14 protein-coding genes are annotated in these 14,499 nt (G+C 70.2%); 5 read left to right on the top strand and 9 right to left on the bottom strand.

Translation table 11 applies throughout. The features are described from left to right. Nucleotides 1–168: 168 nt before the first annotated feature. From ACZ7CH_RS28765 to ACZ7CH_RS28750, 4 genes are all read right to left on the bottom strand, one after another. A complete protein-coding gene (locus ACZ7CH_RS28765) occupies nt 169–432 on the bottom strand; it encodes a DUF397 domain-containing protein (RefSeq protein WP_470370812.1) in 264 nt (87 codons plus the stop codon). A gap of 81 nt (nt 433–513) precedes the next feature. Further along, nucleotides 514–1,527 (bottom strand): ketol-acid reductoisomerase, encoded by a 1,014-nt coding sequence (gene ilvC, locus ACZ7CH_RS28760; RefSeq protein ID WP_360391239.1) that lies wholly within the window; start codon nt 1,525–1,527, stop codon nt 514–516. Between the two features lie 22 nt (nt 1,528–1,549). Beyond that, entirely contained in the window at nt 1,550–2,056 is a 507-nt protein-coding gene (ilvN, locus tag ACZ7CH_RS28755) for an acetolactate synthase small subunit (RefSeq protein WP_360391242.1), read from the bottom strand. Continuing rightward, complete coding sequence (locus ACZ7CH_RS28750) at nt 2,056–3,888, bottom strand: acetolactate synthase large subunit (RefSeq protein ID WP_470375393.1); 1,833 nt, start codon at nt 3,886–3,888, stop codon at nt 2,056–2,058. Before ACZ7CH_RS28750 ends, ilvN begins: the two co-directional genes overlap by 1 nt. Before the next feature lie 232 nt (nt 3,889–4,120). On the opposite strand from ACZ7CH_RS28750, the gene ACZ7CH_RS28745 reads away from it, so the two are divergent. The 3 genes from ACZ7CH_RS28745 (at nt 4,121) to ilvD (ending at nt 6,981) form a co-directional block, all read left to right on the top strand. Continuing rightward, a complete protein-coding gene (locus ACZ7CH_RS28745) occupies nt 4,121–4,618 on the top strand; it encodes a PH domain-containing protein (RefSeq protein ID WP_470375392.1) in 498 nt (165 codons plus the stop codon). Continuing rightward, complete coding sequence (locus ACZ7CH_RS28740) at nt 4,615–5,052, top strand: vitamin K epoxide reductase family protein (protein ID WP_360391251.1); 438 nt, start codon at nt 4,615–4,617, stop codon at nt 5,050–5,052. The genes ACZ7CH_RS28745 and ACZ7CH_RS28740 overlap by 4 nt, the downstream gene beginning before the upstream one ends. Before the next feature lie 84 nt (nt 5,053–5,136). After that, on the top strand, nt 5,137–6,981 hold the full coding sequence (gene ilvD, locus ACZ7CH_RS28735) for a dihydroxy-acid dehydratase (protein WP_360391253.1): 1,845 nt from the start codon (nt 5,137–5,139) through the stop codon (nt 6,979–6,981). Here the strand turns inward: ilvD and ACZ7CH_RS28730 are convergent. From ACZ7CH_RS28730 to ACZ7CH_RS28720, 3 genes are all read right to left on the bottom strand, one after another. After that, nucleotides 6,978–7,220 carry a hypothetical protein gene (locus ACZ7CH_RS28730; RefSeq protein WP_470375391.1) on the bottom strand — a complete coding sequence of 81 codons (243 nt, stop codon included), beginning with the start codon at nt 7,218–7,220 and terminating at the stop codon, nt 6,978–6,980. The two genes, ilvD and ACZ7CH_RS28730, sit on opposite strands and share 4 nt — an antisense overlap. Nucleotides 7,221–7,229: 9 nt before the next feature. Continuing rightward, nucleotides 7,230–7,961 (bottom strand): DoxX family protein, encoded by a 732-nt coding sequence (locus tag ACZ7CH_RS28725; protein ID WP_470375390.1) that lies wholly within the window; start codon nt 7,959–7,961, stop codon nt 7,230–7,232. 81 nt (nt 7,962–8,042) lie between these two features. Beyond that, nucleotides 8,043–8,987: a 2-hydroxyacid dehydrogenase gene (locus ACZ7CH_RS28720; RefSeq protein WP_360391262.1), complete on the bottom strand. Its 945-nt coding sequence runs from the start codon at nt 8,985–8,987 to the stop codon at nt 8,043–8,045. On the opposite strand from ACZ7CH_RS28720, the gene ACZ7CH_RS28715 reads away from it, so the two are divergent. Continuing rightward, a complete protein-coding gene (locus ACZ7CH_RS28715; protein WP_360391265.1) occupies nt 8,986–9,888 on the top strand; it encodes an alpha/beta fold hydrolase in 903 nt (300 codons plus the stop codon). The two genes, ACZ7CH_RS28720 and ACZ7CH_RS28715, sit on opposite strands and share 2 nt — an antisense overlap. Before the next feature lie 9 nt (nt 9,889–9,897). Further along, nucleotides 9,898–11,061 (top strand): PQQ-dependent sugar dehydrogenase, encoded by a 1,164-nt coding sequence (locus ACZ7CH_RS28710; protein ID WP_470375389.1) that lies wholly within the window; start codon nt 9,898–9,900, stop codon nt 11,059–11,061. Between the two features lie 323 nt (nt 11,062–11,384). On the opposite strand, the gene ACZ7CH_RS28705 is transcribed toward ACZ7CH_RS28710, so the two are convergent. Both ACZ7CH_RS28705 and ACZ7CH_RS28700 read right to left on the bottom strand, forming a co-directional pair. Further along, entirely contained in the window at nt 11,385–13,919 is a 2,535-nt protein-coding gene (locus ACZ7CH_RS28705) for a CHAT domain-containing protein (protein ID WP_470375388.1), read from the bottom strand. 122 nt (nt 13,920–14,041) lie between these two features. Beyond that, the gene (locus tag ACZ7CH_RS28700) at nt 14,042–14,293 is read right to left on the bottom strand and encodes a hypothetical protein (RefSeq protein ID WP_360391274.1); all 252 of its coding nucleotides are present in this window, start codon (nt 14,291–14,293) and stop codon (nt 14,042–14,044) included. Nucleotides 14,294–14,499: the final 206 nt, after the last annotated feature.

Here is a 14,499-nt window from a genome sequence, read left to right as displayed (position 1 = left end):
GCGCGGGCGTGGTCGGGGGCGGCAGGCCCGCGCCGACCGGGCACCGCAATGTGTCCGGACTGTTAACGAGCATAGACACCGGGCCTGCCGCGGGCTTCTGGCGGGTGGCTCAGGTCACTGCGGGCGTCCTGTGGGATGGGACGGGGTTTGCGCTGGTTACCGCACGGGTCACCAGGGCTCGTCGAACTCCCCGTCGCGCGCGCCGGCCACGAACGCGTCCCACTCGGACATGGTGAACACCAGGACCGACTCGGGGTGCAGCGAGTTGCGCATGGCCACGTACGTGGCGCCGTCGGTGTGCTCCACCTGGGCGATCTCGGCGTCACCGCCCTCGGACGGCGGGCCGGGCGGGCGCTGCCAGACGGCGTTGCGCAGGTCCAGTTTGCCGCGCACGTGGGCTTTGTTGTCGTAGATCGGCGCGCTGTCGGTCATGGCCCAGAAGCTAGCGGATGCGGACGAACGGCCCGCGGCTCTGGGCCGCGGGCCGTTCGGAAAATCAGTCCAACAGACCAATCAGGCGGTCTCGGTGATCGGGCGGTCGACCCACGACATCATGTCGCGCAGCTTCTTGCCGGTCGCCTCGATCGGGTGGTTCTCACCCTCCTGCTGCAGCTTCTTGTAGTTGGCGCGGCCGTTGTCGTCCTCGGCCACCCACTCGTTCGCGAAGGTGCCGTCCTGGATCTCGCCCAGGATCTTCTTCATCTCCTCCTTCACCGCGGGGGTGATGACGCGCGGGCCGCGGGTCAGGTCACCGAACTCGGCGGTGTCGGAGATCGAGTAGCGCATGCGGGCGATGCCGCCCTCGTACATGAGGTCGACGATCAGCTTCAGCTCGTGCAGGCACTCGAAGTAGGCGACCTCGGGGGCGTAGCCCGCCTCGGTCAGCACCTCGAAGCCCGCCTGGACCAGCGCGGACGCGCCACCGCAGAGGACGGCCTGCTCGCCGAAGAGGTCCGTCTCGGTCTCTTCCTTGAACGTCGTCTTGATGACGCCGGCACGGGTGCCGCCGATGCCCTTGGCGTAGGACAGGGCGAGCGCCTGCGCGGTGCCCGACGCGTCCTGCTCGACCGCGATGAGCGCCGGGACGCCCTTGCCGTCGACGAACTGGCGGCGCACGAGGTGGCCGGGGCCCTTGGGGGCGACCATGGCGACGTCCACACCGGACGGTGCCGTGATGAGGCCGTAGCGGATGTTGAAGCCGTGGCCGAAGAAGATCGCGTCACCCTCGTTGAGGTTCGCGGCGATCTCGTTGGCGTAGATGTGGCGCTGCGCGGTGTCCGGCGCCAGGATCATGATCACGTCGGCCCACGCGGAGACCTCGGCCGGGGTACCGACCTCCAGGCCCTCCTCCTCGGCCTTGGCGCGGGACTTGGAGCCCTCCTGCAGGCCGATGCGGACCTCGACGCCCGAGTCGCGCAGGGACAGCGCGTGGGCGTGGCCCTGGCTGCCGTAGCCGATCACGGCCACCTTGCGGCCCTGGATGATGCTCAGGTCGGCATCGTCGTCGTAGAAGATCTCGACGCTCACAGTATTTTCCTACCTTCTGGATTTAACGAACCGCGGTGGCGGTGATGGAACGAGCGCCACGGCCGATGGCGACCATGCCGGACTGGACGATCTCGCGAAGCCCGTAGGGCTCCAGCATGCGCAACAACGCGTCGAGCTTCTCAGACGTGCCGGTGGCCTCGATCGTGACCGCCTCCGGCGACACGTCGACGACCTTCGCGCGGAAGAGCTGCACGGTCTCGAGGACCTGCGACCGCACCGTCGCGTCCGCGCGGACCTTGATGAGCACCAGCTGCCGCTGGACGGAAGCGGTCGGCTCCAGCTCCACGATCTTGATGACGTTGATGAGCTTGTTGAGCTGCTTGGTGACCTGCTCCAGCGGCAGCTCGTCGACCGACACGACGATGGTCATGCGGGAGATCTCGGGGTACTCGGTGCGGCCGACCGCGAGCGACTCGATGTTGAAGCCGCGGCGGGAGAACAGGCCGGCGACGCGCGCGAGCACACCGGGCTTGTCCTCGACCAAAACGCTCAGCGTGTGCCTGGTCATCACAGATCCTCGTCGAACAGGGGGCGGATGCCGCGGGCGGCCATGATCTCGGAGTTGCCGGTGCCGGCCGCGACCATCGGCCACACCTGCGCGTCCTTGCCGACGACGAAGTCGATGACGACCGGGCGGTCGTTGATCTCCAGCGCCTTCGCGATCACGTCGTCCACCTCCTCGCGCGACTCGGCCCGCAGGCCCGCGCACCCGAGGGCCTCCGCCAGGAGCTTGAAGTCTGGGATGCGGTGCTTGTGCGTGCCCAGATCCGTGTTGGAGTACCGCTCGCCGTAGAACAGCGTCTGCCACTGGCGGACCATGCCCAGGTTGCCGTTGTTGATGACGGCGATCTTGACGGGCAGGCCCTCGATGGCGCAGGTGGCGAGCTCCTGGTTGGTCATCTGGAAGCAGCCGTCGCCGTCGATGGCCCACACCGTGCGGCCCGGCTCACCGGCCTTGGTGCCCATGGCCGCGGGAACGGCGAAGCCCATCGTGCCCAGGCCGCCGGAGTTGATCCACGTGCGCGGGTGCTCGTACTTCACGAACTGCGCGGCCCACATCTGGTGCTGGCCGACACCCGCGGTGTAGATCGTGTCCGCCGGGGACAGCTGGCCGATGCGCTCGATGACGTACTGCGGCGACAGCGTGCCGTCGTCGGGCCAGTCGTAGCCGAGCGGGAACGTCTCGCGCAGCGCGTTCAGCGTGTCCCACCACGGCGTGAGGTCGACGGCCTTGGCGTTCTCGCGCTCGGCGCGGACCGCGTCGATCAGCTCGGCGATGATCTCCTTGCAGTCGCCCACGATCGGGACGTCCGCGCGGCGGTTCTTGGAGATCTCGGCCGGGTCGATGTCGGCGTGCACGACCTGTGCGTCCGGCGCGAACGAGCCCAGCTGGCCGGTGACCCGGTCGTCGAACCGGGCGCCCAGCGCGACCAGCAGGTCCGACTTCTGCATCGCCGCGACGGCCGCGACGGTGCCGTGCATGCCGGGCATGCCCAGGTGCTGGTGGTGCGAGTCGGGGAACGCGCCCCGCGCCATCAGCGTCGTGACGACCGGGATGCCGGTGTCCTCGGCCAGGCGCAGCAGCTCGGCGTGGGCGTCCGCCTTGATCACGCCGCCGCCCACGTACAGGACCGGCTTGCGGGCGCTGACGATCAGCTTGGCGGCTTCGCGCACCTGCTTGCCGTGCGGCCGGGTCGTCGGCCGGTAACCGGGCAGGCGCAGGTCGGGCGGCCAGGAGAAGCTCGTGGTCTCCTGCAGCACGTCCTTGGGGATGTCGACGAGGACCGGGCCGGGTCGGCCGGTCGCCGCGATGTGGAACGCCTCCGCGATCGCCCGCGGGATCTCCGCGGCGTCGGTCACGAGGACGTTGTGCTTGGTGATCGGCATCGTGATGCCGCAGATGTCCGCCTCCTGGAAGGCGTCCGTGCCGATCAGCGGCCGCGACTGCTGGCCGGTGATCGCGACGACGGGCACGGAGTCCATGTTCGCGTCGGCGAGCGGCGTGACGAGGTTCGTGGCACCCGGTCCCGAGGTCGCCATGCAGACGCCGACCTTGCCGGTGGCCTGGGCGTACCCGGTGGCAGCGTGGCCGGCACCCTGCTCGTGGCGGACCAGGATGTGCCGGACCTTCGTGGAGTCGAGCAGCGGGTCGTAGGCGGGCAGGATCGTCCCGCCGGGGATGCCGAAGACGACCTCGCAGCCGACCGCTTCAAGCGAGCGGACGAGCGACTGGGCACCGGTTACCCGGATCGGCGCGCCGGTGGGCGGAGCCGGTTTGGGCCGCGGACCTGGACGTGGCGACGTCGGCTCGGAAGCCTGTCGCGATGGTGCGCTGGTCATCTCATTGCCTCGTGGGTATCGGGGTCCGGACACGAAAAAACCCTCGACAACCCGGAGAAGGGTCGTGCGAGGGTCGCGCGTCGACGCAGGCTGTTCGGCTCAGGCGTCGACGCGCCTGAGAAGTACGAGAACGAGCGTGCGCTGCATGAAGCGGACGTTATCCCCTCCCGCAAGAGTGCGTCAACTCTGCGGGACGCATTTCCCGGATGGTGGACGTGGAACAATCCTCCGGGTGAAGAAGCTCGTCTTTCGCATCCAGTCAACGGCGCTGCTCGCGGCGTGTTTGATCGCGATCTGCGTGACTCCCGTCGCGTGGACCGTTCCCGGACTGCAAGCGCTCTACCTGTTCCCCGCCGGGTACGCCTACTGGGTGCTCCGCAACCGCACGACCGCCACCGAGGAGCGCCTCGTCGCCCGCGGCCTGTTCGGCTCGACGACGGTCGAGTGGTCGGAGCTGAAGTCCATCCGGCTCGCCGACAAGGGCTGGCTGAAGGCGGTGCGGGCCGACGGCACCGAGGTGACGCTGCCCGCGGTGCGGATGGTGCACCTGCCGGCGCTGTCGTTGATCAGCGGTGGCCTGGTGCCGGACCCGAGCGCCTCGCTGGAGGAGGCGAAGGCCGCGCGGCAGGCGGCCGAGGCCGAGGAGGAAGCCGGAAAGGCTGAACCCGGCGAGCCGGCCGTCGCGTCTGACGAAACCGGAACGCCGGACTCCGTACAGTCGGAGAAGTGATCAAACGAGTTCCGCTGCTGAGCCTGCTGCTGTCCGTCGCGGGTCTGCTGGTCTCGGCTTACCTGACGTACGCGCACTTCGACCGGGACGCGCTGGTCTGCTCGGCCGACGCGGTCGTGGACTGCGAGACGGTGACCTCCAGCGACCAGTCGGAGCTGTTCGGCATCCCCGTCGCGATCCTCGGGCTGGCCTTCTTCGCGTTCCTCACCGTGATCTGCCTCCCGTTCGCGTGGCGGGTCGAGCCGCTCAGGTGGGTGCGGCTGGGCGCGGCGGGCGTCGGCGTGCTGATGGTGGTGTACCTGGTGGCGGCCGAGTTCCTGATCATCGGCAAGATCTGCCTGTGGTGCACGGCTGTGCACGTCATCACGCTGGCGCTGGCCTACCTGCTGGTCGCGGCCGATCTGCGTGGCGGTGCAGCCCACGGGCACGAGTAACCTTTGAGGCACCGCCCCCAGACTGGTGACGCCTGACCCGGCCGTCCCGCGCGCATGTCTTCTTGAACTGAATCTGGAGGAGCAGTGCCTCAGCTCCGCTCTCGCACCACCACCCACGGCCGCAACGCCGCCGGAGCCCGTGCCCTCTGGCGCGCGACCGGCATGACGGACAGCGACTTCGGCAAGCCGATCATCGCGATCGCCAACTCCTACACGCAGTTCGTGCCGGGCCACGTGCACCTGCGTGACCTCGGCGACATCGTGGCCGAGGCGGTGCGCGAGGCGGGTGGCGTGCCGCGCGAGTTCCACACCATCGCGGTCGACGACGGCATCGCCATGGGCCACAGCGGAATGCTGTACTCGTTGCCCAGCCGCGAGATCATCGCCGACTCGGTCGAGTACATGGTCAACGCGCACCAGGCCGACGCGATCGTCTGCATCTCGAACTGCGACAAGATCACGCCCGGCATGCTGAACGCGGCCATGCGGCTCAACATCCCCGTCGTGTTCGTGTCCGGTGGTCCGATGGAGGCCGGCAAGGCCGTGGTCGTCGAGGGCGTCGCCGTCGCACCGACCGACCTGATCACCGCGATCTCCGCGTCGGCGTCCCCCGCGGTGAGCGAGGACGGGCTCTCCGAGGTCGAGCGCTCCGCGTGCCCGACGTGCGGTTCCTGCTCCGGCATGTTCACCGCGAACTCCATGAACTGCCTCACCGAGGCGCTGGGCCTCTCGCTGCCGGGCAACGGCTCGACGCTGGCCACGCACGCCGCGCGCCGCGAGCTGTTCTCCGAGGCCGGCCGGGTCGTCGTGGAGCTGTGCAGGCGCTGGTACGGCGAGGACGACGAGTCGGCGCTGCCGCGGTCGATCGCGAACCGCAAGGCGTTCGAGAACGCGATGGCGCTCGACATGGCCATGGGCGGTTCGACGAACACCGTGCTGCACATCCTCGCCGCCGCGCAGGAGGGCGAGATCGACTTCACGCTGCAGGACATCGACGACCTGTCCCGCCGCGTGCCGTGTCTGTCGAAGGTGTCGCCGAACTCCGACTACCACATGGAGGACGTGCACCGGGCCGGTGGCATCCCGGCGTTGCTGGGCGAGCTGTACCGCGGTGGTCTGCTGAACGACGACGTCACGTCGGTGCACACGCCCACGCTCGCGGAGTGGCTCGGCAAGTGGGACATCCGCGCCTCGGACCCGTCACCGGAAGCGTTGGAGCTGTTCCACGCGGCGCCCGGCGGTGTCCGGACCACGCAGGCGTTCTCCACGTCGAACCGCTGGTCCTCCCTGGACACCGACGCGACCGGCGGCTGCATCCGCGACGTCGAGCACGCCTACACCAGGGACGGTGGCCTTGCCGTGCTGCGCGGCAACCTGGCCGAGCGCGGCGCGATCATCAAGTCCGCGGGCATCGACGAGGAGCTGTGGCACTTCGAGGGTCCCGCGCGGGTCGTCGAGTCCCAGGAGCAGGCCGTCTCGGCGATCCTGAACAAGGAGATCCAGGCGGGCGAGGTCCTGGTCGTGCGCTACGAGGGCCCCTCCGGTGGCCCCGGTATGCAGGAGATGCTGCACCCCACGGCGTTCCTCAAGGGTTCCGGCCTGGGCAAGAAGTGCGCGCTGATCACGGACGGCCGGTTCTCCGGTGGTTCGTCGGGCCTGTCGATCGGCCACATCTCGCCGGAGGCGGCGGGCGGCGGCACGATCGGCCTGGTCGAGAACGGCGACCGCATCCTGATCGACGTGCACGAGCGGCGGCTGGAGCTGCTGGTCGACGACGAGGTGCTGGCCGAGCGCCGCGCGAAGATGGAGGCGTCGGAGCGCCCGTGGCAGCCGGTCGACCGCATCCGCCCGGTGACCGCTGCGCTGCGCGCGTACGCACGAATGGCAACGGACGCGTCCACGGGCGCCGTCCGGGACCCCAGTCGCTAAAGAGCGAGAGCGAGCGCCAGACTGACGCCGAACACGAACCAGCCCGTCAGCGGGCCGCTGACGGGCTGGTTCGTCTTCTTGACCATGAGACCGGCCACGACCAGGCCCGCGAGCAGGCCGAGCGGTGGCAGCAGGGAACGCGCGCTGAGCCCGAACGGGAACGCCACCAGGTAGACGACCGGGATGCCGGCCACCAGCAGGGCGAGTTGGAGCAGTGCTCCCGTCAGGTTCTTCCGCATGCCGCGTTTCTACCGGAACACGAAGAACGTCAGCGCCGCACCGCCCGCCGCGAGCAGGAGTGCGAGGAAGCCGGCCACCAGCGGGTGGCGGAACCAGCTGCGGTTGTAGTCCAGCGCGGCTCGGCCGGGGCCGGCGAACAGGGCCGCGAACGCCATGCCCGCGAGCGCCAGCTCCAGCTCCACGCCGTTGGGGCCGAAGAAGCCGCCCTTGTACTTCAGCGCGATGACGTTGGCCATCACCGCGAGCAGGCCCGCCGCCGCGAGCGGGGTGAAGAGGCCGAGGACCAGCAGGCCGCCGCCGGCCAGTTCCGTGACGCCGGTGACCCAGGCGAGGACGACCGGCTCGCGGTAGCCCATCTTCTCCAGCGACTGCGCGAAGCCGGTGATGCCGGGGCCGCCGAAGAGGCCGAAGACCTTCTGCAGGCCGTGCAGCACGAAGATGCCGCCGAGCACGGCGCGCAGACCCAGCAGGCCGAGGTCGGGACCGGCGGTCCAGCCGAACTTCTTGTGCCGGTCGTCGAACGGGTCGTCGCCGGCACCGCCGTTGTCCACAGTGGACCTGTCCAGCGGGGTGTAGGCCGTGGTGTCGAACACCTTCGTCGTGGAGTCGTACGGCGAAGTGCCCTCGCCGACCCCGGTGGTGCCGTCGTCGAAGTGGTGCACTCCCCCTCCGCTGCCCGAGTAGAACGAGTCGTCGGAGAAAGCGCTCGGACTGCCCGAGCCTTTGTCGTGAGTAGCCACGCCCGCACGCTAGGAGACCGGGCAAGCCCGCGCGAGAGCCGAACGGCAGCCGAACTTCACCCCGATGGAGCAGCGGGAGGGCTAGTAGCTGCCCTGGACGAGGTTGCGCGGTTGCTCCCCCGCGGCGAACCGGGAGAGCTCGGCGGCGACCACGGCATAGGCGCGCTGCATGCTCCCGGTGCAGCTCCCGGCCACGTGCGGGGTCAGCAGCAGGCCGGGTGCGGTCCACAGTGGATGATCGGCGGGCAGCGGTTCGGGATCGGTCACGTCCAGGGCCGCGCGCAGCCGTCCGGAGCTCAGCTCGGCGAGCAGCGCGCCGGTGTCCACGACCGGGCCGCGGGCGCCGTTGACCAGGATCGCGTGGTCCTTCATCGCGGCCAGGAACTTCGCGTCGACCAGGTGCCTGGTCTCCTCGGTCATCGGCGTGAAGATCACGACGGCGTCGAACCCGGGCAGCAGCTCCGGCAGCTCGTCGATGCCGTGCACGCCCTCGCGGGCCGTGCGGCCGACCATCGTGGCGGTCGCGTCGAACGGTTCCAGCCTGCGGCGCAGCTGCTCGCCCAGGTCTCCGGCGCCGACGATCAGGACCTTCTTGTCCTGCAACGTGTCCGTGGGGTGGAAGTCCCAGCGGCCCTCGGCCCTGGCCCGGTCGAAGACGAGGAGGTCCCGGTAGATCGCGAGCAGCGCGCCGATCGCCCACTCGGCCGTGCTGCCGCCGTGGGCGCCGCGGCAGGTGGAGAGCAGCACCCCGTCCGGAATCCGTCCGACGAAGTTCTCCGCTCCCGCACTCAGCAGCTGCACCAGCTCCAGGGCCGGCAGCTGCTCGAACACCTCGCGCGGGTCGGTGCCGGCGAGGAACTTCGGCACCAGGACCCTGGCGGTCGCGGCCTCGGCGGGCAACGGCTCGCCCGGGGTGTAGCGGACCGGCCGGACACCGTCCACCCGGGACAGCGCCTGGACTCCGAAGTCATCTGGCACCAGCACAGTGAGCGTCACCCCTGCAAAGTACGTCAGAATGTCGGTCATGCGGGAGCACGACGTCCTCTCCTGGGACGGCACGAAGATCCGGGCCTGGCGACCGGGCGGCGACGGGCCGCCGGTGCTGCTGTGCCCCGGCGTCGGCTCGGGGCCGGAGTCGTGGCCGTCGCTGGCCGGCCGCGGTGGTCTCACCAGCTGGTACATGCGCGGCACGATGGGCTCTGACCGCCCGGTCGACGAGCGCAACATCGGGCTGGACGACCACGTGTCGGACGCGCTCGCGGTGCTGGACGACGCGGGTGTCGAGCGGTGCGTGGTCATGGGCTGGTCGATGGGCGTGACGATCGCCGCCGAGCTCGCGCTGCGCCACCCCGAGCGGGTCGCGGGCCTGCTGCTCGTGGCGGGTGCGCCGGGTGACTCGTTCGACGCGATGCTGCCGATGGTGCCGAAGTCCGTGCGCAGGCTGGTCGGTCTCACCGGCACGCGGCTGCTGCGGCAGGCGGGACCGGTGCTGGACGAGGTGCTGCACCGGGTGCCGGTGACGGACCTGACGACGTCCCTGCTGCGGTACACCGGCGTGGTCAAGCCGAGCAGCGACCCGAAGGCCGTGACGCACGCCGTCGGCCGGTTCCTGCAGCACGACTGGCGCTGGTACTTCACGCTGGCGCTCGCGCTGGGCGCGGCACCGCGGCAGGACCTCGGCTCGATCGTGTGCCCGGTCACACTGCTGGCGGGCAGGGACGACGTGCTGGCGACCACGGAGAGCATGGCGGCACCGGCCGGTGCGCTGCCGCAGGCGCGGCTGAGGGTGCTGCCGTGCAGCCACTACCTGCCGCTGGAGGCGCCCGAGGTCGTGAGCGAGGAGCTGGACCTGCTGCTGGAACGGGTCGAGGCGGTCGACTTCGCCACTTCCGAGGTGTTCACCCCAGGCTCACGGTCGCGCACCTAGCCTGGTCCCGTGGTTCGTTCCGTTGCGTTGTTGGCCGCCGCCTGCCTGCTGGCAGGGGGCTGTGCGAGCTTTCCCGACGAGCCGCCGCCCACGAGCTGGAGCGCGCAACCGCAGCTGACGCCGCAGGCGGGCCCGCGACCGGAGCTGCCGGGCGAGTTCCGGCCCGCACCCGGTCAGAACGGCCAGAACCCGACGCCGCAGAGCGTGCCGCCGCCGCAGGGCTGCAAGGACTTCAACCCCGGCGTGATCGCCACCTGCCTGAACACGGTCACCGGCGTGGCGCCGATCGGCGGCGACTCCAACGGTGGCGTGGCGGCCTACGCGACCGAACGCGGCGGCCGGCTGCTGAAGGTCACGAAGGACGCCGACCCGGTCCTCGTCGCACAGGTCGACGTGGACGCCTCCTCCGACGGCGGCCTGTCCGGGCTCGCGATCTCGGCAACGTTCGCCGAGGACCAGCTCGCCTACGTGTACGTGACGACCGCCACGGACAACCGGGTGCTGCGGATCGCACCGGGCGACGCGCCCAAACCGATCCTGACCGGCATCCCGAAGGGCCCGACCGGCAACCGCGGTGCCATCGCGAGCGACCGCACCGGCTCGCTGCTGGTCGCGACCGGCGACGCGGGCAACCCGGCACTGGCCGCCGACCCGAACTCGCTGGCCGGCAAGGTCCTGCGCATCGACGGTTCCGGCAAGGCCGCCCAGGGCAACCCGGCGGCGGGCTCCGCGGTGATCGCGTCCGGCCTGCGGCTGCCCGGCGGCCTGTGCGTCTCCGGTGACACCTCGAAGATCTGGGTGACCGACTGGGCCGCGACCGGCGACGTGGTCTACCGCGTCACGGCGGGCAAGCCGCTGGGCGACCCGGCGTGGCGGTGGACCGACCGGCTCGGCGTCCTGGGCTGCGCGTCGCTGTCGGACGTGCTGTGGGTGTCGACGTCGAAGGTGGCGGGCTTCCAGAACCTGCCGATGAACGCCGCCGGCGCCATCACCGGGAAGCCGGAGCCGGCCATGCAGGAGAACGGCTACGGCCTGCTCGGCCCGATGGAGCTGCTGAACGACTCCGCGGCACTGGTCGGCACGGTCAACAAGGCCGGTGGCCAGCCGGTGTCGTCCGACGACCGGGTTGCGTTGATCACGCGCCAGGGCCCGCCCGGCGGCACGAAGGACTGAGCGCCGCCCCCTGGTTTTCCAGGCCACGCGGTTGAGGTGGAAGCCGTTCTCCCGCGTCCCGGCGCATGTGCCCGTTGTGACACAACGGCCCGCGCATCGGCGAGAGCCGACAGGCGGGCCGTTGGCACGGACCCCGGCTCCCAGCCTCACCCCCTGGGGGGCTGCGACGACCGGGTCCGTTCCCCTCGGTCGAGGGGGTAAGGGTGGCACAGAACCCGCCGGAGCTGCGAGAAAAGTTCACCAACCACAGCCGCCAACCGGGTACAAGTCACAGCTGACCAGCGCGTTCGACAGCACGTGACCGGGACAACCACCCGATCGGCCTAGCCGGACCCCAGGCAGAGGAACGGCCGGCGGAACGGGTCCTTCGCCATCGCCTCCGCCAGCGCCACGGCCGGTGCCGCCCCGGCGAGCAGCGCCCGGTGGTAGTCCGCCATCGCCGCCGCGCTCGCCTCGTCCCCGACCTTGCTGGCCGCCGCGACCACGGTCCGGGTGCCGCCCGCGAGCATCGCCCCGGCGAACCCGAGTGCCTCGTCACCGGGCCTGATCCGGTTCAACGCGAGCGAACACGCCGACAGCACCACCTGCGTCGGCGGCCTGCGCAGCCGCCCCAGCTCGTGCGCGAACAACGGCCCGTCGAACAGCTCCAGCCGGGAGAACAACGCGTTCTCGTTCTCGTGCTCCCCGTGCGCCGCGACGTGCACCAGGTCCGCGCCGTCGAGGTGCGCGAGCACCTCCCCCGCGGTCGCCCGGTCCCCCGCGAGCACGGTCGCCTTCTCGTGCTGTGCCCCCAGCCGGTCCAGCTCACCGTCCGCGAACTGCAACCCCGGGCCCCGCACCAGCAGCACCCGGTCGGACCTCGGCTCGACGGCCTGCGTGGCGGCGAGCCAGGCCGTAGCCGACGGTGCTGTGGTGACCGGCCTGCCGTGCAGGCTCGGCAGCACACCCCACGGCACCGCGTAGAGCGACCCGGTCGGCACCATGACCAGCTCGCGCTCACCGATGAGGTGGGCCAGCGGCTTGATCAGCAACGTGTCCAGCGCATCCGCCTGCTTGCGCGCCGACGCCCCGATGACCTGCACCAACGGTGGCGGCAGGTGGTCAGGCGCCAGCGCGTTGAGGTCGAAGTGCAGCTTCTGCGCCCCTTCCAGGGCGGGTTCGGCGACCCCCAGGCGCACCATCCGCACCCGGCCGCCCACGAGCACAACGGCGACCATCTCACCGTTGGACACCACGAAGCTGACCATCGCCCGCTCACCCAGCTCGGCGAACACCTCGCCGACCGTCGCCATCGGACGCGTGCGCCCCCAGCGCTGCGCGTGCCACCCGAGCCGGTTCGCCTCCCGCTGCGCCTTCGCGATCTCCGCCCGCAGCCTGGTGGTCGGCCGCCCGTCGAGACCGGCGCGCATCAGCTCCCGGCCCAGCCCCCGCACCTCGGCGATGCGGTCGGCCAGCTCGGGGTTCTCGACGAGCTCCAGCGGTTCGTAGCGGTAAGTCTGCGCACGGGTGCGTTCGATCCACAGGAACACCTGGCGGGCGTTGTTGCTCTCCAGGGCGAGCCGGATCGCCAGCTCCCGCAGCTCACGGCCGTGGACCGCGGTGGCGGACACCAGCTCCAGCCCGCCCAGCTGGTCACGGACCAGGCCGAGCTCGTCGAGCCCCTTGCGCGCGTGCAGCAACGCGGTCCGGCGGTCGCCCTTGGCCAGCGCCAGTTCGGCGAGCACGAGCCGGCGCTGCATCCGGTGGTCGATCGGTGTGACGGCCCTCGGCCTGGGCAGCTGCCGCAGCAGCTCCTCGCCCTCGGCGAGCCTTCCCCTGCGGACCTCCAGCCGCACGGCGAGCACCTTCGCGAGCCACGCCTCGTCGAGCAGGTGGTTGGCCTCCAGCTGCGACGACAGCGACAACGCCTTCTGCACCAACGCGTTCGTCACGCGCTTGACCTGCATGGCGTGCGCCCACAGCTCGATCAGCGCGGCCATCATCGACCAGGTGCTGCCGCGCTTCTCCAGCTTGCGCATGGACGCCTTGGCCATCCGGCGGGCGAGGTCGAACTGGTCGTCCAGCAACGCGGCCGACGCCCGGTACATCTCGACCTCGGCGATGTCCTGGCTGACCTTTCCCTGGCGCAGCACCGGCAACGCCTCGTCGAGCATCCGGCCGACGTCGTCGGACATCCCGACCATCAGCATCGCTTCCGCGTGCAGGAGCTGGACAGCGGCGAGCACCGAGGGCTGTTCGGCCGCGCGGAAGATCCGTTCGGCTTCCTCGTAGCGCCGCAGCGCCTCGATCAGGTCGCCGCTCTGCTTGTAGGTGTTGGCCAGTGCCACCACCGTGTAGGGGTAGATCGTGTCCAGGTTGTGCTCACGGCTGAGGACGGCGACCCGTTCGAGGTCGGCGACGGCGAGCTCGCGCCGGCGGATGGCGGCGTTCGCCAGCGCCCGGCTGGTCAGACTGGTCGCGAGCCAGTGCATCCACTCCGCGGTCATCCGCTCGGGTGAGGTCCGCAGGGCGTTCTCGGCGAAGCCGATGAACGGCTCGTACCACTGGACCGCCTGCTCCGGCTGTCCCAGGCGCATGATCAGGATGCCCTGGTTGTAGTCCGCGTTCCCCTTGAGGAGGGTGCGCAGCCACGGGTCGGCCACCAGTTCGATCTCGCGGCGGGCCTGGTCGAACAGCTCGACGGCGGTGTCGAGGCCGCTCGTCTCGCCGAGGCACCGGCCGAGGTTGTAGAGGATGCGGGCGCGCAGGTCCGTCCGCTCCGGACTGTCCTGGGCGCGATCGGCGTGCGCGAGTGCACGCTTGAGGTGTCGGCTGGCGGGCAGGAACCGGAACTTCGCCTGCTCCGCCCATCCCCGCATGTACAACTCGCGCGCTGTGTCCAAGGCACGAGCGGGCATGTGATCATCACACCACATTCGCCCGAATGGCGCTGTCCTCCAACCAGGCGCAGAGCCCGGTTGAAGGACAGCGCGGAGCGTGACTAGCTCGCCACTTCTTCCTTCGGAGCGTTGTCCGGGTGGTTCGGGCAGTTCGCCTCGTGCTCCACCGGGCCCTCGGTCACCAGCTTGTGGCCACCCATGACGGGCCATCCCGGAGGCGGCGGGCCGCAGCACTGCGGCACCATCGGCGGGTCTTCCACCTTCGTGGGGTTCTTGTGCTCGTCCGAACCGTCGAGCAAGTCCTTGACCTTGTCGACGATGTCGCCCAAGAACCCTTCACGCTGCGTCGTCATGAGGTTTCCCCCCTCGTTTGGACTATTACGCTCCATCCCCCCAGATGGATGCACGGAGAGAGTGGCACACACGGCTACGGGTATACGTCTCATTTAGCTAACAGCCACTCGGACGGCCTAAGATCACAAAGGGTCACCTGCACGAACAGGTGACCCTTTGTGATCTGTCCATCTATTGCGTATCTACCGAGCGCTGCCGCCCTCGT

It is taken from the genome of Lentzea sp. NPDC037011 (assembly GCF_055607425.1).
This window is presented reverse-complemented; position numbering and strand designations above follow the sequence as displayed.

Bases quoted from the DNA above. Each gene is read 5' to 3' on its own strand.
- ACZ7CH_RS28765 (WP_470370812.1), bottom strand. From the start codon at position 432: ATGACCGACAGCGCGCCGATCTACGACAACAAAGCCCACGTGCGCGGC.
- ilvN (WP_360391242.1), bottom strand. From the start codon at position 2,056: ATGACCAGGCACACGCTGAGCGTTTTGGTCGAGGACAAGCCCGGTGTG.
- ACZ7CH_RS28750 (WP_470375393.1), bottom strand. From the start codon at position 3,888: ATGACCAGCGCACCATCGCGACAGGCTTCCGAGCCGACGTCGCCACGT.
- ACZ7CH_RS28730 (WP_470375391.1), bottom strand. From the start codon at position 7,220: ATGCGGAAGAACCTGACGGGAGCACTGCTCCAACTCGCCCTGCTGGTG.
- ACZ7CH_RS28715 (WP_360391265.1), top strand. From the start codon at position 8,986: ATGCGGGAGCACGACGTCCTCTCCTGGGACGGCACGAAGATCCGGGCC.
- ACZ7CH_RS28720 (WP_360391262.1), bottom strand. From the start codon at position 8,987: ATGACCGACATTCTGACGTACTTTGCAGGGGTGACGCTCACTGTGCTG.
- ACZ7CH_RS28705 (WP_470375388.1), bottom strand. From the start codon at position 13,919: ATGCGGGGATGGGCGGAGCAGGCGAAGTTCCGGTTCCTGCCCGCCAGC.
- ACZ7CH_RS28700 (WP_360391274.1), bottom strand. From the start codon at position 14,293: ATGACGACGCAGCGTGAAGGGTTCTTGGGCGACATCGTCGACAAGGTC.